At 68.7% G+C, this 21,996-nt stretch carries 17 protein-coding genes and 1 pseudogene; 12 read left to right on the top strand and 6 right to left on the bottom strand.

The genetic code is table 11. The annotated features are described in order from the left end of the window. Window positions 1–33: 33 nt before the first annotated feature. The 9 genes from NFR93_RS12725 to NFR93_RS12685 all read left to right on the top strand — a co-directional run bounded on the left by NFR93_RS12725 (window position 34) and on the right by NFR93_RS12685 (window position 10,247). Complete coding sequence (locus NFR93_RS12725; RefSeq protein WP_251453760.1) at window positions 34–1,065, top strand: zinc-dependent alcohol dehydrogenase family protein; 1,032 nt, start codon at window positions 34–36, stop codon at window positions 1,063–1,065. Then, complete coding sequence (locus tag NFR93_RS12720) at window positions 1,065–1,724, top strand: DUF2291 family protein (RefSeq protein ID WP_251453758.1); 660 nt, start codon at window positions 1,065–1,067, stop codon at window positions 1,722–1,724. The genes NFR93_RS12725 and NFR93_RS12720 overlap by 1 nt, the downstream gene beginning before the upstream one ends. Continuing rightward, entirely contained in the window at window positions 1,721–3,247 is a 1,527-nt protein-coding gene (locus NFR93_RS12715) for a sugar ABC transporter ATP-binding protein (protein ID WP_251453755.1), read from the top strand. Before NFR93_RS12720 ends, NFR93_RS12715 begins: the two co-directional genes overlap by 4 nt. A 21-nt stretch (window positions 3,248–3,268) precedes the next feature. Continuing rightward, on the top strand, window positions 3,269–5,467 hold the full coding sequence (locus NFR93_RS12710) for a substrate-binding domain-containing protein (protein ID WP_251453753.1): 2,199 nt from the start codon (window positions 3,269–3,271) through the stop codon (window positions 5,465–5,467). 88 nt (window positions 5,468–5,555) lie between these two features. Beyond that, a complete protein-coding gene (locus NFR93_RS12705) occupies window positions 5,556–7,310 on the top strand; it encodes a dihydroxyacetone kinase family protein (protein WP_251453751.1) in 1,755 nt (584 codons plus the stop codon). Further along, window positions 7,307–7,780: a ribose-5-phosphate isomerase gene (locus NFR93_RS12700; RefSeq protein WP_251453749.1), complete on the top strand. Its 474-nt coding sequence runs from the start codon at window positions 7,307–7,309 to the stop codon at window positions 7,778–7,780. The genes NFR93_RS12705 and NFR93_RS12700 overlap by 4 nt, the downstream gene beginning before the upstream one ends. After that, a complete protein-coding gene (locus NFR93_RS12695) occupies window positions 7,773–8,558 on the top strand; it encodes a triose-phosphate isomerase family protein (protein ID WP_251453747.1) in 786 nt (261 codons plus the stop codon). The genes NFR93_RS12700 and NFR93_RS12695 overlap by 8 nt, the downstream gene beginning before the upstream one ends. A gap of 5 nt (window positions 8,559–8,563) precedes the next feature. Then, the gene (locus NFR93_RS12690) at window positions 8,564–9,397 is read left to right on the top strand and encodes a DeoR/GlpR family DNA-binding transcription regulator (RefSeq protein ID WP_251453745.1); all 834 of its coding nucleotides are present in this window, start codon (window positions 8,564–8,566) and stop codon (window positions 9,395–9,397) included. Between the two features lie 4 nt (window positions 9,398–9,401). Beyond that, window positions 9,402–10,247, top strand: a complete 846-nt coding sequence (locus NFR93_RS12685; protein ID WP_251453743.1) for a ribokinase — start codon at window positions 9,402–9,404, stop codon at window positions 10,245–10,247. A 3-nt stretch (window positions 10,248–10,250) separates the two neighbouring features. On the opposite strand, the gene NFR93_RS12680 is transcribed toward NFR93_RS12685, so the two are convergent. Further along, window positions 10,251–11,210: a cation diffusion facilitator family transporter gene (locus NFR93_RS12680; RefSeq protein ID WP_251453740.1), complete on the bottom strand. Its 960-nt coding sequence runs from the start codon at window positions 11,208–11,210 to the stop codon at window positions 10,251–10,253. Beyond that, window positions 11,207–11,686 carry a hypothetical protein gene (locus tag NFR93_RS12675; protein WP_251453738.1) on the bottom strand — a complete coding sequence of 160 codons (480 nt, stop codon included), beginning with the start codon at window positions 11,684–11,686 and terminating at the stop codon, window positions 11,207–11,209. The genes NFR93_RS12680 and NFR93_RS12675 overlap by 4 nt, the downstream gene beginning before the upstream one ends. A gap of 124 nt (window positions 11,687–11,810) precedes the next feature. Between NFR93_RS12675 and NFR93_RS12670 the strand changes: the two genes are divergently transcribed. Then, window positions 11,811–12,815, top strand: coding sequence for a nicotinamide-nucleotide amidohydrolase family protein (locus NFR93_RS12670; protein ID WP_251453736.1), 1,005 nt, complete (start codon window positions 11,811–11,813; stop codon window positions 12,813–12,815). On the opposite strand, the pseudogene NFR93_RS12665 reads toward NFR93_RS12670, so the two are convergent. The 4 genes and pseudogenes from NFR93_RS12665 to NFR93_RS12650 form a co-directional block, all read right to left on the bottom strand. Next, a pseudogene (locus tag NFR93_RS12665) lies at window positions 12,808–13,714 on the bottom strand (carbohydrate ABC transporter permease). The gene NFR93_RS12670 and the pseudogene NFR93_RS12665 sit on opposite strands and share 8 nt — an antisense overlap. Next, complete coding sequence (locus NFR93_RS12660) at window positions 13,714–14,646, bottom strand: carbohydrate ABC transporter permease (RefSeq protein ID WP_353049916.1); 933 nt, start codon at window positions 14,644–14,646, stop codon at window positions 13,714–13,716. Before NFR93_RS12660 ends, NFR93_RS12665 begins: the two are co-directional and overlap by 1 nt. Next, window positions 14,643–15,941 carry an ABC transporter substrate-binding protein gene (locus NFR93_RS12655; protein ID WP_251453731.1) on the bottom strand — a complete coding sequence of 433 codons (1,299 nt, stop codon included), beginning with the start codon at window positions 15,939–15,941 and terminating at the stop codon, window positions 14,643–14,645. Before NFR93_RS12655 ends, NFR93_RS12660 begins: the two co-directional genes overlap by 4 nt. A gap of 37 nt (window positions 15,942–15,978) precedes the next feature. Further along, on the bottom strand, window positions 15,979–18,150 hold the full coding sequence (locus NFR93_RS12650; RefSeq protein WP_251453729.1) for an alpha-galactosidase: 2,172 nt from the start codon (window positions 18,148–18,150) through the stop codon (window positions 15,979–15,981). A 73-nt stretch (window positions 18,151–18,223) separates the two neighbouring features. Here NFR93_RS12650 and NFR93_RS12645 point away from each other — a divergent pair, with 73 nt between their 5' ends. Both NFR93_RS12645 and opgC read left to right on the top strand, forming a co-directional pair. After that, window positions 18,224–19,345 (top strand): ROK family transcriptional regulator, encoded by a 1,122-nt coding sequence (locus NFR93_RS12645; RefSeq protein WP_251453727.1) that lies wholly within the window; start codon window positions 18,224–18,226, stop codon window positions 19,343–19,345. A gap of 113 nt (window positions 19,346–19,458) precedes the next feature. After that, window positions 19,459–21,948: an OpgC domain-containing protein gene (opgC, locus tag NFR93_RS12640; RefSeq protein WP_251453725.1), complete on the top strand. Its 2,490-nt coding sequence runs from the start codon at window positions 19,459–19,461 to the stop codon at window positions 21,946–21,948. Window positions 21,949–21,996: the final 48 nt, after the last annotated feature.

Raw genomic sequence — 21,996 nt, 5'->3', positions numbered from 1 at the left:
GCCGGAGGCGGCAGACCGAAAACGGGAGCAAAGATGCGCGCAGTGGTTTTCAGTTCGGAGGGGCAGCTTGCCCTCGAAGAGCGATCGACACCTGAACCGGGTTACAAGGAGATCCTGATCGAGACCGCAGCGGTCGGTATCTGCGGAACCGACACCCACGTTCTCGACGGCGAGTTCGAGGGGACCGTGTTCCCCCTCGTGCCCGGACACGAGGCGACGGGAACCATCGTCGCCTTGGGCGAGGGGGTCAACAACGGCGTCTTCGACTTCAAGGTCGGTGACCACGTCGCGGTCAACCCGAGCACCACGTGCGGCGAGTGCGAATTCTGTCTCAACGGGCACCAGAACCTCTGCCGCTTCTGGAACGGCCTGGGCGTCGTCGCCTCGGACGGTGCTGCCCAGCAGTACTTCACCGCCCCCGCGGGCAACGTGTACAAGCTCAAGCCCGACACCGACATCTTCGAGGCCGCTCTCATCGAACCCCTCGCGTGCGCCATCCGCGGCTGGGATGTGCTGCCCCGTCGTCTGGGCGATCACGTGCTCGTCTACGGTGCCGGAACCATGGGCCTGATGATGGCTCAGCTGGCCAAGCGCGCCGGCGCCGCCACCGTCTCGATCGTGGATCTGAACGAGGCGCGACTGAAGACCGCGGAGGAGTGCGGTATCGAGCTGCGGTTCACCTCGGCGGACGATGCCGACCGCGAGAAGTGGGACGTGGTCATCGACTGCACCGGCAACATCCGGGCGATCGAGGATGCCCTCACGCGGGTGAAGCCGGCCGGCTACTTCCAGGACTTCGGTGTCGCGCCGGCTGACAAGACCGCTCAGTTCTCCCCCTTCCGCGTCTACCGCGACGAGATCTCGATCGTCGGGACCATGGCCGTCCTCAACTCCTTCGGAAGAGCCGTCGAGCTGTTCGAGGCGGGCGCGATCAACGCCACGGCGATGATCAGTCACTCCTTCACACTCGACGACTACTCCGACGCGCTCGAGATGTTCCGTCGAGGCGAGGGCCGCAAGCTGCAGATCCGCCCCAACGACGCCGAATCGCGGGTGCTCCTGTGATGACGACGACGAGCTCCGCGCCGACGCGGAGCCGGCTGCAGCCGGCGGTTGTGAAGCGGGCGATCTGGATCGGCGTCGCCGTCATCGCACTTCTCTTCGTGGTGCTGGGCACCAAGGTCGTCCCCAACGACGATCCTCGCGCGCAGAGCGACGTCGCCTTCGACCCGGCCACCTTCGGCGCCGAGACCTTCCCCGCGGTCCGGGACGGGGTCATCGACCGGGCCGTGGATGCTTCGACTCTCGCCCAGGCGATCGCAGAGGACCCGGAGGCCGCGGCCGAGGAGTATTCGATGCCGAGTTCGGGCGGCCCCGTCTACAGCGTGACCTTCACCGGCGTCGCCGGAGAGGGCCAGTCCGGCATCTATCCGATTTCCGTCGAGGGCCTTCCCGAGGATCTGCTCGTGCGGGTGCAGACCGGACCGGCGATCAACGGCACCGACCTGCGCGATGCCACCGGAGACATCCAGTTCGGGCAGTTCCGCAACCAGATCGAATTCCAGAACGCCGCCGCCGCCCTGAACGAAGAGGTCAAGACCCAGGTGCTCGCCGATGTGGACACCGCGGCGCTGGAGGGACAGACCGTCCAGGTCACAGGCGCCTTCACCCTGGTGAACCCTGCCGCGTGGCTCGTCACGCCCGTCGAGCTGAGCGTCCAGTGAGCGGCGGCGAGTTCGATGAGGTCGTCCTCGAGGCGCGCAACATCGTCAAGAACTACGGCGGTACGCGCGCGCTCAAAGGGGTGAACTTCGAGATCCGCAAAGGGACCGTGACGACCCTGTTCGGAGAGAACGGCGCCGGCAAATCGACGCTGATGAAGATCCTCTCGGGCGTGGAGCGTCCGACCTCCGGTCAGATCATCCTCGACGGGGAGCCGGTGGAGTTCGCGTCGACCAACGACGCCCGAGACCGCGGGATCTCCATCATTCATCAGGAGCTGAGTCTCGCGCCGAATCTCTCGGTCCGCGACAACATCTTCATGGGTCGTGAGATCGTCGGACCGTTCGGCGTGGACTACGCCGAGGAGGCGCGGCAGACGCGCGCTCTCCTCGAGGAGATGCAGCTCGCCATCGGTCCGGACACCCTGGTCCACGACCTGCGGGTGGGGCAGCAGCAGATCGTCGAGATCGCACGCGCCCTGTCGGTGAACTCGCGCATCCTCATCATGGACGAGCCGACGTCCGCCCTCGCAGCAGCCGAGGTCGAGGTCCTCTTCGGGATCATCCGCGATCTGCTGGCTCGCGGAGTGGCGATCGTCTACATCTCCCACCACCTCGAAGAGGCGCTCGAAGTGACCGATCACGCGGTCGTCCTGCGCGACGGGACCATGACGGCGAAAGCCGAGCGCAAGGACATCGACCTGGAGTGGATCGTCAGGAACATGGTCGGCGACAACTTCGACCTGGGGTCACCGCCGACCGGGTACGACTTCGGGCCGCCCGCACTCGCGGTCACCGGTCTGACGGTGCTCGATCGCGAGAACCCCGAGCGCGCCGTTGTGAACGGACTGGATCTCGAAGTCCGCGCGGGTGAGATCGTCTGCCTGTACGGGCTCATGGGTGCCGGCCGCACCGAGCTGCTGGAGGCGATCGCAGGACGGGAGCCCATCGCCTCGGGCGACGTGCTGCTCGAAGGCCGGTCGATCCTCAAGGACTCCATCGCCGAGAGGATCGACGCCGGTGTGGGGCTCGTGCCCGAGGACCGCCAGCGGGACGGGCTGGTGCAGACCTTCGATGTCGGCACGAATCTCACCCTCGCCAGCCTGGGCCGCAGCCTCGTTCGCGGCGTCATCTCGCGCCGTACCGAGAACGACAGGGCCAAGGCGCTCATCGCGGACGTCACCGTGAAGACGCCCGGTCCGGATCTGCCCATCGGCGCCCTGTCGGGTGGCAACCAGCAGAAGGTCGTCATCGGCAAGATCGTCGGCACCCACCCGCGGGTCATGCTCCTCGACGAGCCCAGTCGCGGCATCGACGTCGGGGCGAAGGCGGAGGTCTTCCGGCTGCTGTCCGATCGGGCGCGGCAAGGCTTGGCGATCGTCTACTCCACATCCGAAGTCGGCGAATGCCTGAGCATCGCCCATCGGATCATCGTGCTGCGCCGAGGCCGCATCTCTGCGGAGTTCGGGCCCGACGCCACCAAAGAAATGATCATGGCCGCCTCTGGCGAGGCCGTGGCCGCCTGACCTTCAGAACGGACCTGAACAATGACGACAACGAACGTCATCATCGAGAACAAGAAGAGGTTCTCGGTGGCGAAGCTGCTCCTCGAAGGGCGCGCGTTCCTCGCGCTCGTCCTCATCATCGTGGTCTTCTCGATGCTCTCGCCGAACTACCTCACGGTCGGCAACCTGCTCATCATGGCCTCCCATGTGGCGATCTACGCCATCCTGGGCCTCGGGATGCTGATGGTCATCCTCAACGGCGGCATAGACCTGTCCGTAGGCTCCACACTCGGCTTCTCGGCCATCATCGCCGGGTTCCTCCTCCAGGGCGTGCCGATCAACATCTTCGGCATCACCCTCTTCCCCAGCGTGCCCGTGGTCGTGCTCCTGTCGTGCGGGGTGGGTGCGCTCGTCGGCCTCGTCAACGGCGTGCTCGTCGCGAAGTTCAATGTCGCGCCCTTCGTGGCCACCCTCGGCATGCTCTACGTCGTCCGCGGGCTCGCGCTCCTCATGACCAACGGCCTGACGATCAACGATCTGGCGGGCGACGCCGAGCTGGGCAACACAGGCTTCAACTGGCTCGGATTCAACCGCATCTTCAACATCCCGATCGGCGTGCTGATCATGGGTGTGGTCGCGCTCATCCTCGGGTTCGTCCTGGGGCGCACGCGCTTCGGCCGCTGGCTGTACGCAGCGGGCGGAAACGAGCGGGCGGCTGAACTCTCCGGGGTGCCCGTTCGCAAGGTCAAGATCTCGGTGTATGTGATCTCGGGACTGTGCGCGGCGATCGCCGGGCTCATCCTGGCCTCGACGCTGACCAGCGCCAGCCCGACGGCGGGCAACACGTACGAGCTCACCGCGATCGCCGCGGTGGTCATCGGTGGTGCTGCGCTCAGCGGTGGTCGTGGAAACGTCCGCGGCACTCTGCTCGGGGCATTCGTGATCGGCTTCCTCGCCGACGGACTGGTCATCGTCGGAGTCTCGGCGTACTGGCAGATGGTGTTCATGGGTGCGGTGATCGTCGTCGCGGTGCTGCTGAACACCCTGCAGTACGGACGTCGACGCCGGCCGGCGCCCGCATCCCCCACAACCCCTCGGCGCCGCCCTCGGCGAGCGCGACGCCGCCCCCCACTTCGTCGGAACAGCAGCGACCGGTCTCCACCGAACGCTCGAACTGACCGTCGATCTCGGCGGCGATCACCGCCGCCGAATCATCAAGAAAGGACAATCCACATGAAGCGCATGAAGGCACTGGCCGCCCTCGCAGCAGCGGGCGCGCTCGTCATCGGACTCGCCGGCTGCGCCGGCGACTCGACCACCGGCGGAGGTGCGACGGACGGCGGTGACGCAGGGGCGGCCGGCGGCGACGCGGGCGGCCTGATCACCATCATCGTCAACGACCCGGCCAACCCCTACTGGAAGACCGAGGGCGACGTCGCCGCGGCCACCGCTGAGGAACTGGGCTACGAGGCGACCGTCGGCGCCCACAAGGGCGACACCAACACCGAGAACACGCTGATCGACACCGCGATCTCGAACCAGTCCGTCGCCATCATCCTGGACCCCGCGAACGCGGACGGCTCGGCCGCGGCGGTCAAGAAGGCGACGGACGCCGGCATCCCGGTGTTCCTGGTCAACGCCGAGATCAACGAGTCGGGTATCGCCAAGGCTCAGTTGGTTTCCAACAACGCGCAGGGCGCGGCGATCGGCGCTCAGGAATGGGTGCGTCTGATGGAAGAGAAGGGCGACTATGTCGAGCTCTTCGGCGCACCTTCGGACAACAACGCCCAGACCCGCTCCAACGGCTACACCACGGTGATCAGTCAGTACCCCGAGCTCGTCCAGAAGGGCATGGAGGTGGCCGACTGGGACCGCACGAAGGGCCACGACAAGATGCAGTCGCTGCTTCAGGCCAACCCCGACATCGACGGCGTCATCTCCGGTAACGACGAGATGGCTCTGGGCGCGATCGCCGCGCTCAAGGAGGCCAACAAGCTGGAGGGCGTGCTCGTCGGAGGCTTCGACGGCTCGCCGGACGCCGTCGACGCCGTGAAGGCGGGCGAGATGGCATACACCGTCCTGCAGCCGGTCGCCGTCTTCTCGAAGACCGCCGTCGAGATGGCGGACGAGTTCATCCGCACCGGCGAGGCTCCGGAGACGGAGAAGCAGGCCTTCGACTGCATCCTCATCACTCCGGAGAACGTCGACAAGATGACGGAGCCGTTCACCTACTCCGGCTGAGTCCGGTCAGATCGACCGTGCGCTCCCGCGCGGTCCGCGGGGGCGGACGCCCGGCGTCCGCCCCCGCACCACCATCGAGAGAGCAGCCATGAGCTACATCGTCAACGACCCCGACGACTTCGCAGCCGAGTCGACTCTGGGCTTCATCGCCGCGCACCGTGGCCTCGTCCGCCGCGTGAACGGCGGAGTCGCCCGCGCTTCCGCCACTCCGGCGGGCGAGGTCGCCGTCGTCATCGGCGGGGGGTCGGGTCATTACCCGGCGTTCGCCGGACTCGTCGGCCCGGGGCTCGCGCACGCGGCCGCGATGGGCAACGTCTTCGCGTCTCCGAGCGCGCAGCAGATCTACTCCGTCGCCCGGTCGGTTGCGACGGAGGCCGGCGTGCTCTTCAGCTACGGCAACTACGCGGGCGACGCCCTGAATTTCGACCAGGCGCAGGAACGTCTCCGCGCCGAGGGCATCCCCACCGCGACGGTGCGGGTCACAGACGACATCTACAGTGCTTCCCTCGCCGACCGCGCGAAGCGCCGCGGCATCGCCGGTGACCTTGCCGTTTTCCGCGCCGCGGCGTGGGCGTCCGCACAGGGCATGGGACTCGCCGAGGTCGAGGCGCTCGCTGCCCGCGCGAACGAACGCACCCGCTCGGTCGGGGTGGCTTTCTCGGGCTGCACGCTCCCGGGCGCCACCGCGCCCCTCTTCACGGTTCCCGACGGGATGATGGCCGTGGGGATGGGGATCCACGGCGAGCCGGGCATCGATGTCGTCCCCCTGCCTTCCGCGGGCGAGATCGCGGATCTCCTCGTCACCCGTCTTCTGGAAGAGCGTCCCGATGATCTCGGCGACGGCGCCTCCGCTCGAGTCGGGGTCATCGTCAACGGCCTGGGATCGGTGAAGTCCGAAGAGCTCTTCCTGCTCTACCACTCCGTCGCAGGGCTGATCACGCAGGCGGGCCTTGAGATCGTGGACCCGGAGGTCGGTGAGTACGCGACGAGTTTCGAGATGGCCGGGGTTTCACTCACACTGATATGGCTGGATGACGTCCTGGAGCAGGCGTGGTCGTCCCCGGCGTACGCGCCTGCATACCGCAAAGGCGTCGTGGACCTCGCCGACCGAATCGCGGACGAGAACGCCGCCGAGGGCGAGACGGCAGAGGACGACGCGATCCAGCCGGCGGCGACAGTCGATGCGCAGCGCGCAGGAAAGGACGTCGCCCGGGCTCTGAGCGCGATCCGGGCGATGATCGATCGCGAAGTGGACGAGCTGGGACGGCTGGACGCCATCGCGGGCGACGGCGACCACGGCATCGGGATGCAGCGCGGAGTGCGGGCCGCAGACGCCGCTGCGCAGGCGGCAGCCGATTCCGACGCGGGACCGGGCACCGTGCTCGCGCGGGCCGGCGACGCATGGGCGGACAAGGCGGGTGGCACGTCGGGGGCCCTGTGGGGACTGGGTCTTCGCGCCGCGGCGAAGGTGCTCGGTGATGCGACCGCCCCTGACGGGCGGACCGCCTCCGAGGCGGTCGCCGCGGCGAGGGATGCCGTGCAGACATCCGGCAAAGCGCAGATCGGCGACAAGACGATGGTGGATGCGCTCGTACCGTTCGCCGAGACCCTCGCCGAGCGGATCGCCGGCGGCGACGACCTGGCCACGGCGTGGGAGGCAGCAGCCGCCGTGTCGATGAAAGCAGCGCGAGCGACGGCGGACCTTCTCCCGAGGATGGGCCGTGCCCGGCCCCACATGGAGAAGAGTCTCGGGACACCGGACCCCGGGGCGGTGTCCCTCGCTCTGGCGATGGCCGCGGGGGCTTCAGCATGGAACGACGGAACGACGGAGGAGAAACGATGAATCGAACGTGGCGCGTGGTCGTCGGCAGTGATGACGCTGGACTCGAGTACAAGGAGATGCTGAAAGCGGATCTCGAGAGCGACCCGCGGGTCGCCGAGGTCATCGACGTCGGCGTCGACGCTGACGGGCACACCGCGTACCCGTCGATCGCCATCAACGCGGCGGAACTGGTGAAGGACGGCCGCGCCGACCGGGCCCTCCTGGTGTGCGGAACCGGTCTGGGCGTCGCCATCGCGGCGAACAAGGTCGCGGGGATCCGTGCGGTGACCGCGCACGACAGCTACAGCGTCGAGCGCAGCGTGCTGAGCAACAACGCGCAGGTCCTGACGATGGGCCAGCGCGTGATCGGACGCGAGCTTGCTCGCAGGCTCGCGAAGGAGTGGCTGGGGTACGAGTTCGACGAATCCTCCGCCTCCGCGGAGAAGGTCGCGGTCATCGACGGGTACGAGCAAACCGGAAGCTGTGGCTGACCCCGGGACGACCGGCCCGGACGAGGCGCGCTCCGTCGTGCTGGGCGTGAGCCTCAAGCTATACATGGACGTGGCGACGACGCTGTCATGGGCCGAGGACGTGGCCCGGATGGCCGCGCGTCACCCTGCAATGCAGGACGGCAGGGTGACCCTGTTCGTGCTGCCGTCGTTGCCCGCCCTGACCGGAGTGCAAGCCGCATTCGGGGGCACGCCGGTGAAAGTCGGGGCGCAAGACCTCCACTGGGCCGATCGTGGCGCATTCACCGGCGCCGTGAGCGGTGCAGATCTGAGAGAGGTGGGATGCGCCCTGGTGGAGGTAGGGCATGCCGAGCGCCGGAGCGTCTTCGGGGAAGGTGAAGGCACGTTCCGCCTCAAGATGGCAGCGGCCGTACGCAACGGGCTCACTCCCGTGCTGTGCGTGGGAGAGCGTGTGCGCACCGACGCCGCTGATGCCGCCGTGCAGTGCTGTGCTCAGCTCGCCGCCGTGCTGGAAGGCATCGACGACCCCGGCGAGCTCATCGTGGCCTACGAACCGGAATGGGCGATCGGGTCGACCGAGCCTGCATCGGCCGAGCATGTCGCTGTCGTCGCCGCGGCACTGCGTCGACACGTGATCTCGCTCGGGGCAGCGGCATCGTCATCGGTCATCTATGGCGGAAGCGCCCAGCCCGGGACGCTCCGGGCGCTCGCCGGTCAGGTCGATGGGCTCTTCCTCGGTCGTTTCGCTCACGACCCCGATGCGCTTGCGCAGATCATCGACGAGGCGGCGCTAGCGTGAAGAGGGTGACGCACCCCGCATCATCTGCGACGGACAAGCTCGCCGATGCGCGCCAGAGCCGGCAGGCCGAGCGCCAACGCGCCATCACGGAAGCCGTCATGGCGGAGGGCACGGTGCGGATCGAGGACATGGCGAGTCGTTTCGGCATCAGCGTCATGACCGTGCACCGAGATCTGGATGAACTCGAAGCGCGGGGCCTGCTGCGAAAGAGCCGCGGAGTGGCCTCGGCGCTGTCGACGTCTCTCGTCGAGTCGAGCGACGTCTACCGCGCGAGCCGCCAGCTCGTCGAGAAGGACGCGATCGCGCACGCCGCACTGGAGTTCATCGAGCCTGGCCAGGCGATCTTCCTGGACGACTCGACCACGACCCTCCACCTCGTGCCGCTGCTGGCAGCGAAGACGCCGTTGACGATCATCACGAACACCCTGACGATCATGAATCAGCTGCAGGGTGTGCGAGGGATCACCCTTCTCGGAGTGGGCGGCCAGTACTACAACTGGTGCAGTGCGTTCATGGGCCGGATCACGACCACCACCATCGCAGGCATGCGAGCCGATCTCGCCATCATGTCGACGCCTGCGATCACCGACGGCCAGGTCTTCCACCAGACGCTGGAGACGGTGGACGTGAAACACGCCATGTTCGACGCAGCCAGCAGGCGTCTCCTGCTGGCGGATCACACGAAGTTCGAGCGGCGGGCGCTGCATGCGCTGTTGCCGCTGTCGGATTTCGACGCCGTCATCGTCGACACCGGTATCGACCGGGATACGCTGCGGGCGATGCGCGATAGTTCGGTCAACGTGGTGGTCGCCCGTGGACAGCACGTCGGGCGGGGGTGACGCGATGACGCCGGCGGAAGCCGTGGTGCTGACGGTGCTGGGTGCGGTGAACCTCGATCTGACAGCGCGTGTGACTGCGCTGCCGGCGGCCGGGGAGACGGTCGGCGGCGGTTCTCTCAGCCGTGAACCGGGGGGCAAAGGCGCCAATCAGGCTGTCGCCGCAGCCCGGCTCGGTGCACGCGTGAGGCTGGTCGGCGCGGTGGGCGCAGACGGCGAAGGCGCGTCCATGGTCTCCAACCTCGATGCGGCGGGCGTCGACACGAGCGCCCTGCAACGCGTGGACGAGCCCACCGGGACGGCGCTCATCGTCGTCGACGATGAGGGCGAGAACTCGATCGTCGTGTGTCCCGGAGCGAATGGGCGGATCGACCCCCGCCGTCTGCAGGAGGAGCGACCCGACGCCCTCCTCGCGCAGCTGGAGGTCGATCTGCGACTGGTCGCCGATCTCGCGCAGCGCACGTCGGGCCTCGTCGCACTCAACCTGTCACCTGTCATGCCGCTGGACGACGGACTTCGGCAGCGCGTCGACCTGTTCATCGTGAATGAGGGGGAGTATGCGAAGGTGCCATACCTCGCCACTGCGCCGCTGGTCGCCGTCACCCTTGGGGGCGACGGAGCACTCCTCCGACGCGACGGCGTCGTCATAGCCAGGGCGCGTGCGGACGCTTCGACGGTGGTGAACACGGTCGGCGCCGGTGACGCATTCGCCGCCGCTCTCACGGTCGCCATGCTGCGAGGCATCGACGATGCGGCAGCTCTGCAGCTCGCGTGCAACGTCGGCGCAGCGGCCGTTGCGGACGAGCGCTCCCAGCCGTTGCTCCAGCCGCTCGAGGCGTATCTCGGGATCTGAGGCTCAGCGCTCCGCCTCGTCGGGCAGTTCGGAGCGGGTGATGACGACGACGTCCTGCACTTTCCAGTCCAGGCGGGTGATCGCCTCTCGCAGTCGTTCCACCCGACCCAGTCGCACCCACGAACGTCGCGGGACGACGAACACCTCGACGTGGAACACCTGGCCCATGTCGCGCATCCGCACCGCGCACGCGCGCACCCAGGGCTCGGCTTCGACGCGGTCGCGGATCCGGTAGAGCAGCGGGTGCGTCCGGGCGTCGTCCTCGGTGCGGGCGCGCTGGTCGATCAGATCGAGCACGGCGGCGCGGGCGTTGCGCCACCCGTCCCACACGATTCCCGCCGAGATGAAGAGCGCTGCGGTGCCGTCGAGCCACCACCAGCCGATGCCGATCCCGAGGACACCGACGATGGACGCGACGGAGGTGGTCCAATCGGCCTTCGCCATGTCGGCGTCGGCGTAGAGCACCTTGTTGTGCAGGACCGGGGCGAGCTTCGCCTTCGCCCGGCCGTAGATGAAGGGCCCGATGACGATGACGCTCATGACGGCGACCATCAGCCAGCCGAGCCAGATGGTCTGGCCGAACAGGCGCACGGTACCGATCGCGGGATGCTCCGCGCGCACGAGGCCGAGGATCGACTCGACGGCGAGGCTGCCGCCGATCGCGAGCAGGGCGACGCCCGCGACGAGATGCCCGACCCCCATGACGCGGTGAAGTCCGAAAGGGAACGCGCGCGAGGGCGGATGCCGGATGAACAGCAGCGCGACGAGGAACGAGATCTGGGGGATCAGCGAGAGCATGTCCTCGATCCACGCCGTGCGCATGGCCTGCGATCCGCCCACGACGAGGGCGATCAGTCCGATGGTCACGACCGTGTAGCCGATCGTGAACCACTCCCACCGGATCGCCTTGTGCAGCGCCTCCTGCTGCTCACGGGGGAGGTCGGTGCGCCCCATCGACTTCATGAGCCGTATTCCTCGTCGAGGTAGGACTCGAGGGCGCTCTGCAACGCGTTCTCGCCCATGGGGAGGAGAACGACGACGGCCGCCCCGTCCGCGCCGGGAAAGTCGGGATAGCCGCGAGTGACCGACACCTCGGTCGCCCACAGGGTCTGGTCGGTCATGCCGCCGATCGCCAGGTCCAGCTGCCCGCCCACCAGGTCGTCGACGAGATCCTCCTCGCCGTCCACCGACCACTGCACCCGCGCGTCGATGGATGATGCGAACCCCTCGATCGCGTTCGCGAGTGGACCGGTGACCTCCTCTCCGGCGACGGAGACCAGACCCTCTGCGGGCGACGCACCGACGCGCAGGACATCGCCGCGCGCGGCCTCGAGCGTACCGTCGGGGTCGGTCGGGATCGTCAGTGCGCACCCCGACGCGGTCGACGCGACCAGCAACGCCGCGGCGACGCATCCGCCGACTCTGCTCCAGGTGATCACGTCCACACTGTCGCCCTCGCCCTGCGCGGGCGCGACTCCCTTGACGGTCCGGCGGGCCCCTGCTAGCCCAGGAGGACGTCATCGGGCGGTCTACGCTGACGGGACGACGAGCGGAGGGGAGTCGATGGAGAACCTGATCGAACGACTGGCGGAGGCGGCGCAGCGCGCGCGTGTGAGGGTCGCCGTCGCCGAGTCGCTCACGTGCGGAATGCTCGCCAGCACCGTCGGCAGGGGCGAGTCCGCCCAGGACTGGTTCACCGGGGGAGTGGTCGCGTATCAGACCCGCACCAAGAACGACGTGCTCGGAGTGGCGGAGGGGATCGATGTCGTGTCCGGGGAGTGCGCCGAGCAGCTCGCCGGGGGCGTCCGCTCGCTCCTGGGCGCCGACATCGCGGTCTCGACGACCGGTGTCGGCGGTCCGGACGCCGAAGGTGAGCACGAACCGGGCACCGTCTACCTCGGGTGGGCCGACGCGGGGGGCACCGCTCACCGGCTCTGCCGCTTCGAGGGCGGCCCCGAGGAGGTACTCGAGCAGACGGTCGAAGCGGCCATGGCGCTGCTGGCCGAGCTCGTCGAAGGGGCGGCATCCGCTTCTCGTGGCCAGGCGGACGGCGCACCGGAGCAGGAAGCGGATGCCGGGGTCTCCGGTGTCCGGATCCGCCCGGTCGAGGAGGACGACGCGGGCGAGGTGCTGACCCTGCAGCGGGCCGCGTTCGTGCAGGAGGCGCTCATCTACGACTCGGTGCAGATGCCGCCGCTGACGCAGACGCTCGAGCAGGTGCGCGCAGAGCTGGAGGCCAACCTCGGCTGCGTCGCGGTCACCGGCGGCCGGATCGTCGGAGCCGCCCGCGCCCGGCGGGACGGCGACCTGCTGCTGATCGGCCGCATCTCGATCGCGCCGGACCAGCAGGGCGCCGGTCTCGGAAGCGCGCTGCTGGACGCGGTGGAGGAGCGCGGCCGGTCGGCGGGATGCCGCGAGGCGGAGCTGTTCACCGGATCGCTGAGCGAGGCGAACCTTCGGCTCTACGAGCGGTGCGGGTATCGGGAGCGCGAGCGCGTCGACGGGGACGACGGCATCCAGCAGGTGTTCCTGCACAAGACGCTCGCCGCCCCCTCCGACGTCACTTGATCGAGCCGCGTGTGACCCCCCGAGATGACCCAGCGCTGCGAGAAGATGTAGACGATCAGCAGCGGCGCCATGGCCATCAGGTACGAGGCGAACGCCACGGTGTAGTCGGTGTTGAACTGCCCCTGGAAGACGTACTGCGCCAGCGGGAGCGTGCGGGCGCCGGGTTCGGTGAGCACGACCAGCGGCATGATGAAGTCGTTCCAGGCCCACACGCAGGTCAGGATGCCGACCGTGGCGTTCATGGGCGTCAGCAGCGGGAAGATGATCTGCCAGAACACCCGCCACGTGCCGGCGCCGTCCATGCGCGCCGCCTCTTCGAGCTCGATCGGGATCGAGCGGATGTAGGCGGTGTAGATGAAGATGTTCAGCGACAGCCCGTAGATCGTGTAGAGCAGGATCAGCCCGGCCTGGTTGTCGAGTCCCAGGATCGCCGTCTGCTTCACCAGCGGCAGCATGATGATCGGGAAGGGGATGAACAGCGCCGCCAGCAGGTAGAAGAACACGCCCTTGAAGAACGGCCGGTGCATGTTGCGGGCGAGCGCGTAGGCCACCACCGAGCTGGTGAGCAGTGTGAAGACCACCGAGCCGACCGTGATGAACGCGGTGTTCGCCAGTGCCTGGGGGAAGTCGGTCCGTGCCCACGCGTCGGCGAAGTTCTCCCACCGCACGGGGTTCGGCCATTCGAAGCCGGTGCCCGACGCGAGCTGGGCGGGTGTCTTCAGGGCGACGACGACGGCGAGGTACAGCGGCACCAGAACCGTGAGCGAGCACACCGCGATCAGGGCGGTCGCCCACCAATTGACGGGTCGGGTGTCCTCCGACGGTGTGCGTCGCCACCGGCGCCGCGCCGGCGCGACCGGCTGGTCGAGTTGGACAGGGGTGTTGGTCATGGTGGTCATCAGTAGTCGGCCTCTCTGCGCTGAAGGACCCGGAATTGCAGGAGCGAGACGACGGTGATCACGATGAAGAAGATCACGGCGTTCGCCGTCTGGTAGGCGAACTCTCCGCCCGAGAAGCCCCCGCGGAAGATCAGCAGCGTCACCGACTCGGTGGACGTGCCGGGACCGCCGTTGGTGAGCGCCACGATCGGGTCGAACACCTGCAGGAACCCCTTGAGGCTCAGCACCACGTTGATGGTGAAGAACGCGCTGATCAGCGGGAACGTGATCGAGCGGAACTGCCGGCCGCTGCCGGCTCCGTCGATGGATGCCGCTTCGTACAGCTCTGCGGGGATCGTCTGCAGCCCCGCGAGATAGATGATGATCGAGAAGGCGCACGCCTGCCAGACCGCCAGTGCGACGATCGCCGTCCAGGCCCACGTCTCGTTCGTGAGGATGTTGTCGCGGAAGATCGGGATGTCGGCGAGGATCTTCGGCAGCGAGTTCGAGAAGAAGAACTGGAACACGTACCCGATCACGAGGATCGCCAGGACGTAGGGCACGAAGTACACGCCGCGGAAGAAGTTGCGCCCGACGATCTTGGCGTTCAGTCCCATGGCGATCGCGAGCGAGATGGCGTTGGTGAGAACCGTCGCCACGATCGCGAACAGGAACGAGAAGCCGTACGCCTGCAGGACGCGGTCGTCCCGAAAGAGGTTCACGTAGTTCGAGATGCCGACGAAGTTCCACGCGCCGTAGCCCGCGTAATTGGTGAAGCTGAAGAAGATGCCGATCACGACCGGCAGGGTGTGGAAGGCGGCGAAGGCGATGACCGCGGGCCACACCATCCAGTAGTAGGCGGACGGTGCCCGCTTGGCGCCCGTCTGCATCCGGTTCGCCCGCGGGGGCTTCGTCTTGGTCGCGGTGCTGCGTACCGCCTGGGTGAGGGTCATCGGTCTTCTCCCGTCGTGACCGGAATAGTCCGGGCGGCGACTTTGCGCCACTCGTTGTCGAGCGCGGCCAGAGCCGCCTCCGCGTTGCCGTTGAACAGGAACTCCTGATCGATCGGGATGAGCGGGATGCTGGGCGGGACCTGGTGGTCGATGAACCCGGTGATCATCCCTGCGTCGAAATAGGGCTTGACCGATTGCAGTGCGGGGTCGTCGCTCAACTCGGCCCCCTGGACGGAGGGCACCATATTCTGCGAGGCGGCGAACTCCTCGATCACGTCCTTCTGGAAGGCGTACTCGATGAAGCGCATGGCCTCCTCCTCGTGGGGGGAGTCCTTTCCCATCGTGAAGACGACGTCGACGCCGGATACGAGCAGGCGTTCGTCGGGGTCGTCGGTTCCGGGGTACGGGAAGATGCCCATCTCGATGTCGGGATTGACCTGCTTGATGGGGTTGGTCGCCCAGATGCCCTGCAGCAGCATCGCCGCCTCGCCGTTGGCGAACGCGGCGTTGCCGTCGTCGTAGGTGCGGCCGCGGTAGCCGTCCTGCATGTAGCCGAACAGCGTGTACTGCTGATCCATGACCTCGGCGAAGTCCTTCTGGAACGACACCTCCGATTCGGCGCCGACGTCCTCGCCGAGCTCGCGCATCTTGTCGAAGAACCCGTTCTGCGCCGGGTAGGCCCCGAGCGCGTTCCACGAGGGGATGGCGGTCCACGAGTCGGCGAGCGTCCCGTAGAACGGGGTGATTCCGGCATCCTGGAGCGCGTCGCAGACGGCGACGAACTCGTCCCACGTCTCTGGGACAGCCAGCCCCTGCTCCTCGAAGATGCGGGTGTTGTAGATCACCCCGTTGGCGTTGTTGACGTAGCCGAGGCCGTTGACCTCGTCGCCGAAGGTGCCGAGATCGGCCAGGATCTGCTGCACGGCGGGGTTGATGGTGTCCAGCACCGGTTCGTCCGAGAAGTCGTGGAAGACCCCCGCCTGCGCCAGTCGGCCGAAGTTGCCGTTGGCGTTGAGGGTGACGATGTCGGGGATGCGGTCCTTCACCAGCAGGGTGCGGATGAGGGTGTCGGCATCGGCGACCTGATTCTGGACGATCCGGATGTCGGGGTTCTCCGCCTCGAAGTCCGCGATCATCTTGTCGAAGTCCTCGATCGCCTCTCCCTTGAACTGGAAGAAGTTCAGCGTGGTCACGCCGCCGGGCTGTTCGCCCGCGCAGCCGCCGAGGGCTGCGGCGGTGCCGATCAGGGCGATGCTCGCCGCGATCCGCATCCGCCGTCGTCGAACGGTTCTCATGTGCGCCTCCTTGCGCTGGGTGGTGCGTGGTGGGGTGTCAGTCCGTCGCGGTCAGTTCGACGACGACGGCGGTCTGGGGGTGGAGCACGGGCGGACGCACGCCGATCACGGCGAGCTGGCGTCCAGAGAGCACCGTGTCGTGCTCGGCCCACGCGAGGTTCGACTGACCCGCGCCGTGCGGCGGGGTGAGTTCGAGCACCCGGAGCCGATAGCTGCGCGCGGGGTCGAGTCCCGGCATCCGCACCCGGCCGGCGGGGTAGGCGATCGAGGTCTGCGTCTGCACGATCGTGAAGACGGCGGACGCGGAGTCGGCGGCGACCATGCCGCGCACGTCGATCCCCGGCTCGGTGCCGTCGACGTCGATCGTGCGGCCCTGCGCGACGAGCGGGCGCAGGCGCTTGGCCAGGGCCACCCACTCGGCGATGCGCGCGCGGGTGGGCTCGTCCGTCTTGGTGAGATCCCATTCGATCCCGAAGTGGCCGAAGAGGGCGACGCTCGCGCTCAGCGCGAGGTCGACCGTGCGGCCCGACGAGTGCACGACCGGGCTGGTGAGGTGCATGCCCATCAGCTCGGGCGCGACCACGAGCGCGGTGTGCCGCTGGTTGGACAGGCGCTCGAGCGGGTCGAGGCTGTCGCTGGTCCAGATGCGGTCGGTGCGGTCGAGGATGCCGAGATCGACACGCGCACCGCCCGAGGCGCAGCTCTCGATCTCGAGCCCGGGGTGCGCCGCGCGCAGCTCGTCGAGCAGGCGGTAGACCGCCAGCGTGTGCGCGTGGACCCGGGCTTCGCCTTCGGGGCCGGTGCCGGCGTCGACGAGATCGCGGTTGTGGTCCCACTTGAGGTAGGCGATGTCGTACTCGTCCAGCAGGGCGTGCAGTCGCGCGGCGATGTGCGCGTACGCGTCGGGGTGCGCGAGGTCGAGCACCTGCTGCTGACGGGCCGACGGCGGCAGCTCCATGCGCCCGCGCAGGATCCAATCCGGATGTGCCCGCGCGAGGTCGCTGTCGGGGTTCACCATCTCGGGCTCGACCCACAGGCCGAAGTCCATGCCGAGAGAGCGGACGTGGTTCACGATGGGGTGCAGTCCCTGCGGCCACACGTCCGCGTCGACGGTCCAGTCGCCGAGACCGGCCGTGTCGTCGCGACGGCCGTGGAACCAGCCGTCGTCGAGCACGAAGCGTTCGGCGCCGACCTCGGCGCCCGCGTCGGCGAGCGCGGTGAGTCGAGCGAGGTCGTGGTCGAAGTACACCGCCTCCCAGGTGTTGAGCGTGACAGGACGCGGGCGACGGGGATGCTGCGGGCGCGCGCGCCACTCGTCGTGGAAGCGGTGCGACAGCTCGCTGAGGCCGTCGCCCCACGAGCCGATCACCCAGGGTGAGGCGACCTGTTCGCCGGAGGCGAGGATCAGCTCTCCGGGCCCGTAGAGCTCACCGCCCGCGAGGAAGGCCTCGCCGGTGACGCTGCGTTCTGCCAGGGTGCGATGGTTGCCGCTCCATGCGACGTGGATGCCGTGGACGCGGCCGGTCTCGAAGCCGAAGCCGGGGCGGCCCGCGGCCAGCAGCAGCGTCGCGTCTGCGCCCGGTCGGCCGCGGCGGCTTTCGCGCAGGTGCGTGCCGAAGGTGAAGTCGCGCCGCTGGGGCGACCGCTCGCGCAGGTGGCGGCCGGTGGTGTCGAGGATCTCGGTGGCATCCCACGGCACCGGAAAGGCCAGCTGCAGCGCCTGCACGGTGTACGGGGTGTCGCCGGCGTTGCGCAGCAGAACGCGCTGGTGGAACAGACCGCTCGGTCCGACGCGCAGCTCGATCTGGGCCGCGAGACGCGCCTCGGCGTCGACGAGGGCGAGGGTGGCCCGGTGGCCGTTGGACTGCACGCCGGCGAGGGTCAGTCGCGCGCTGAAGCCGGCGCCGGCGCGGTGGCCCTCGAGCGCCGGGGTGCCGAGCCAGCCGCCGGCGGGAGTGGCGAGGACGGTGAGGCGTGCGGTGGCGTCGAGGCCGCCGGACACCCGCTGAGGCTGCGTCGCGCGGGCGAGGCCCTCGAGCGTCCGCGGCGTCGCCTCGTCGAGCTCTTCGCCCCAGTGGACGATGGCGGGGGTGGGTGAGGCGTCGAGGTCGACGACCACACTGGTGCCGCCGCGGCGGAGGTGGAGGATGCGGGAGGTGGCGCCTTCGCGAGGAGTCTCGGCGCTGAGATCGGTCGAAGTTGACTGCATGGATTAGTTCTACCATGGAATCAATGGTTTGTGCCAGGATGAAACCAAATGCGCACGACGACCCGGAGACAGCGTGCTCACTGCCAGTGAAGCCGCGCTCGCGCGCGCCGTCCTGATCCATGGGCCGGTATCGCGGAGCGCTCTCACCTCGCGCCTCAACCTGTCGCCCGCGAGCCTCACGCGACTGGCGAAGCCCTTCCTCGACCGCGGCCTTTTCGTCGAACGAGACGAGGACGCCGTCGGCCGCGTGGGCAGGCCGGCGCGGCCACTCGATGTCGCACCCGGCCTGGGCACGTTCGTCGGCGTGAAGCTCACCGGGGACGCCCTCTACGCTGTCGCCACCGACGTGCGCGCGACCCCGCTGGCTGCGTCTGAGCATGAGCTCGTCGGGCACGATCCGGGTCTGGTGGCCGCACAGATCCACGAGGTGATCCAGGGATTCGCTCTCGACGACCTTCGCGGCGTCGGCGTATCGGTGGGCGGATCGGTGCGTGACAACCTCGTGGAGTTCGCTCCGTTCCTCGGCTGGGTCGGGGTCGATCTCGCGGGCCCGCTCAGCGAGTCCCTCGGTGTGCCGGTGACCCTCGACAACGACCTGCTGGCCCTCGCCGAGGCCGAGCACTGGTTCGGCGCGGGCCGTGGTCTGCCCGGATTCTCGGTCATCACGATCGGCGCGGGGGTCGGGCACGCGCTCGTCATACACGACGACGTGGTCCGCTCGCGCGAGGCGGGTGTCGGGCTCGCGGGCCACCTGCCCCTCGCGCACGGAGGGCCGCCCTGCGCGCAAGGGCACCACGGGTGCTCGCAGGCCATGCTCACCTCGGGGTCGATCGCCGGGCAGGTCGCGGCAGAACTCGGACGCCCGGTCGACTACAACGGCGTCCTCGCGCTCGCCGTTGAAGGCGACCCTCTTGCGCGCAGGGTGGTGGATGCCGCCGCAGACGCCCTCGGCCGCTTCATCGCGCTCGCCGCCAATCTCACGCAGCAGCCGGCGATCGTTCTCGCGGGTGACGGCATGCAGCTGTTCGCGATCGCCGAGAAGCGGGTGAGGGCGGCGATCGCCGGCGACCGCGACCCGCGCGCCGATCCGGTCGAGCTGTTCGTGGACGACAGCGGCTTCACCGGCTGGGCGCGAGGAGCGGCGGCGGTGGCGATCCAAGCGGCGGTGCGTCGCATCGATCTCAGCGCGTCGTGAGCGCTGGTGCCGGGTTCTCGGCCCCCGACCTCAGTAGGATCGGCGGGACGGTGACCGTGACGACGTCGTCCTGAACGCGGTGTGAAGAAGCAGCACACCGAGAAGGGGGTGACGTGTCGCGCGTTCCTCAGGCTCCCTTCTCGCGGGCCCTCTCGGTGCGAACCTCGGTGCGCCGCGCATGGTCGCGCATCGCCCGGGGAATGTCGGCCGGGCTCGTCCTGGGGGCGCTGGTCGTCGCCTCGCCGGCGTCGGCCGCGCTGCTCGAGGCGGATGAAGCCCCACTGGTCCCGGAGTCCGGCGCCTACTTCGGCGCGACGCTCGACTGGGGGACCGACAGCGCCGCGGCGCAGGCGGAGCGACTCGGCGCGGTGCCGGCGGTCTTCGAGCACGTCACGCCGCTTCCGGTCTCCGACGCCGGGGCAGGGTATCTCGAGCAGTTCCTGCGCCAGGCGGCGGCGCAGGGCGCCCTGCCGGTCGTGAGCCTGCACCCGGACACGGGCCTCGCCGACTTCGAAGAAGCCGACGCCCGCGAGGCGGTCGCTCACCTCGTCGAGGCGCGCGGCGACCAGACTTCGCCGCTGTACGTGCGATTCGCGCCGGACATGAATGCGCCCTGGGTGCCGTGGGGACAGGACCCCGACGCGTACGTCGCCGCCTTCCGGGCCTTCGCCGACGCTCTGCGCGAAGGGCTTCCCGACGCGGCGCTGGTGTGGTCGCCCTTCGAGGGCACCGGGTACCCCTTCGCCGCAGCCCGGGCGTCGACCGACCCCGCTGCCGATACCGACGGCGACGGCGAACTGACATCCGGGGACGACCCGTACGGCCCGTACGACCCCGGGGCGGAATACGTCGACTGGGTCGGTCTGACGGCATACCACGACCCGAGCGGGGGCGGCTCGCCGGTCAACCGGATCCCCGGCGACGGTGACCTCGCCGCGAAAATTGACGGCGAGGGTGCACTTGCCTTCTACACGCGTTTCGCCGCGGCATCCGAGAAGCCGATGATGCTCGACACGGGCGCGATGTACGCCCCGGGTGCGGGCGGCAGCGCCGAGCTCCCCATCAAGCAGAGCTGGTGGCGGCAGGTCATGGACGCGGTGGGCCCGGACGCCTACCCGCTCATCGACGTCGCGCTGTGGCGGGATGCGACCACGCGGCGCGCGGTGGTCGGCGAGGTCGTCATCGATTGGAGCCTCACCGAATCGCCCGCGATGGCGACGGCATTCCGGCGCGACGCCGGGGAATCCGACCTGGTGTTCGGTCCCGTCTTCGAACCGTCCGCGCTCGCCCCGGGCGGGGTCGGGCTCACGATCGAAGGCGCGTGGGCATGGGCCGTGGCGATCGGCATCCTCATGCTGGCGATCGCGCTCACCTTGTGGCTTCTCCTGCGCCGCAGACCCGGACCGCTCGCCTATGAGGGGCCCGGCAACCGCGATCTGCGCATCGACCTCCTGCGCGGCGTCGCCATCGTCTTCGTCATCGTCAACCACCTCGCGCTCACCTCGCTCCTGCAGAACGCCACGCAGGAGGCGATCGGCATCGTCTCGGGTGCCGAGCTCTTCGTGCTCCTGTCGGGCGTGGTCCTGGGCATGGTCTACCGGCCGAAGGTGCTGGCCGGCGGCATCGGCGAGGTGACCGTGCGCACCGGGCGGCGCGCGTGGAAGCTGTATGTCACGGCCCTTGCCATCTCGCTCATCGTGGGCGCCCTGAGCCTGCTGCCCTTCCTCGACACCCGCTCGGCGACCACGTTCGTCGATGAGGGCACGGGCGCTGCCGGGAGCGCCGGTGCCGGACGCGTCTACGACCTGTACGCGGGGTTCGACCGGCTGACGACGTACCCGGTCGACCCCTCGGTGATCGTCGACCTGGCGCTGCTGAAGATCGGCCCCTGGCAGGTCAACGTCCTCGGTCTCTACGTGATCCTGCTGGCGATATCGCCGCTCATCCTGTGGGGCCTCGGGCGGGGCCGCTGGCTGATCGTGCTGGCCGTCAGTTGGACGCTGTACATCGCGCAGGCGTTCCTCGCGCTGCGGATCCTGCCGTCGCAGTTCGAGGACTCGTTCCCGCTCCTCACCTGGCAGGTGCTCTTCGTCACCGGGATGGTCGCGGGGTTCTACCGCCGAGAGATCATCGCGTGGTTCCTCACCGGGCCTGGGCGCGTCGTGCTGGCGTTGTGCATCGTGGGGTCGGTCAGCCTGATGCTCCTGTCGTGGAGCAACCCCTACCTCTCGAGTTCGGGGGACGTGAGACTGGGCCTCGTGCCGGCCAACGAGTTCACACAGCTGTACGTCACCTGGTTCGAGCGCACCACTCTCGAGGTCGGGCGGCTGCTCAACGTGCTTCTCTTCACCATCACGGCGTACGCCGTGCTCAGCGTGTGCTGGAAGCCGTTCGAGCGCGCGCTCGGGTGGTTCCTCATCCCCCTCGGGCAGGCCACCCTCTACGTCTTCGTCATGCAGATGCTGTTCGTCCTGATCGTCGCCAACGTGCCGGTCCTCCGCGAAGGGAACGTGCTCATCAACACCCTGGCCTACGTCGCCGTGCTCGGTGCGCTGTGGGCGATGGTCAAGACCCGCTTCCTGTTCGGGATCGTGCCGCGATGACCTCCGCCCCGCCCGCCACGCGCCGCGACACGCGCAGCACCCTCGCAT

This window comes from Microbacterium sp. Marseille-Q6648, assembly GCF_943181415.1.
Taxonomy (GTDB): Bacteria; Actinomycetota; Actinomycetes; order Actinomycetales; family Microbacteriaceae; genus Microbacterium.
Note: the sequence above shows the minus strand (reverse complement) of the source record. Positions and strands in the feature narration are given on the sequence as shown.

Bases quoted from the DNA above. Each gene is read 5' to 3' on its own strand.
- NFR93_RS12670 (WP_251453736.1), top strand. From the start codon at position 11,811: ATGGAGAACCTGATCGAACGACTGGCGGAGGCGGCGCAGCGCGCGCGT.
- NFR93_RS12700 (WP_251453749.1), top strand. From the start codon at position 7,307: ATGAATCGAACGTGGCGCGTGGTCGTCGGCAGTGATGACGCTGGACTC.
- NFR93_RS12680 (WP_251453740.1), bottom strand. From the start codon at position 11,210: ATGAAGTCGATGGGGCGCACCGACCTCCCCCGTGAGCAGCAGGAGGCG.
- NFR93_RS12655 (WP_251453731.1), bottom strand. From the start codon at position 15,941: ATGAGAACCGTTCGACGACGGCGGATGCGGATCGCGGCGAGCATCGCC.
- NFR93_RS12650 (WP_251453729.1), bottom strand. From the start codon at position 18,150: ATGCAGTCAACTTCGACCGATCTCAGCGCCGAGACTCCTCGCGAAGGC.
- NFR93_RS12660 (WP_353049916.1), bottom strand. From the start codon at position 14,646: ATGACCCTCACCCAGGCGGTACGCAGCACCGCGACCAAGACGAAGCCC.
- NFR93_RS12685 (WP_251453743.1), top strand. From the start codon at position 9,402: ATGACGCCGGCGGAAGCCGTGGTGCTGACGGTGCTGGGTGCGGTGAAC.
- NFR93_RS12725 (WP_251453760.1), top strand. From the start codon at position 34: ATGCGCGCAGTGGTTTTCAGTTCGGAGGGGCAGCTTGCCCTCGAAGAG.
- NFR93_RS12705 (WP_251453751.1), top strand. From the start codon at position 5,556: ATGAGCTACATCGTCAACGACCCCGACGACTTCGCAGCCGAGTCGACT.
- NFR93_RS12720 (WP_251453758.1), top strand. From the start codon at position 1,065: ATGACGACGACGAGCTCCGCGCCGACGCGGAGCCGGCTGCAGCCGGCG.
- NFR93_RS12710 (WP_251453753.1), top strand. From the start codon at position 3,269: ATGACGACAACGAACGTCATCATCGAGAACAAGAAGAGGTTCTCGGTG.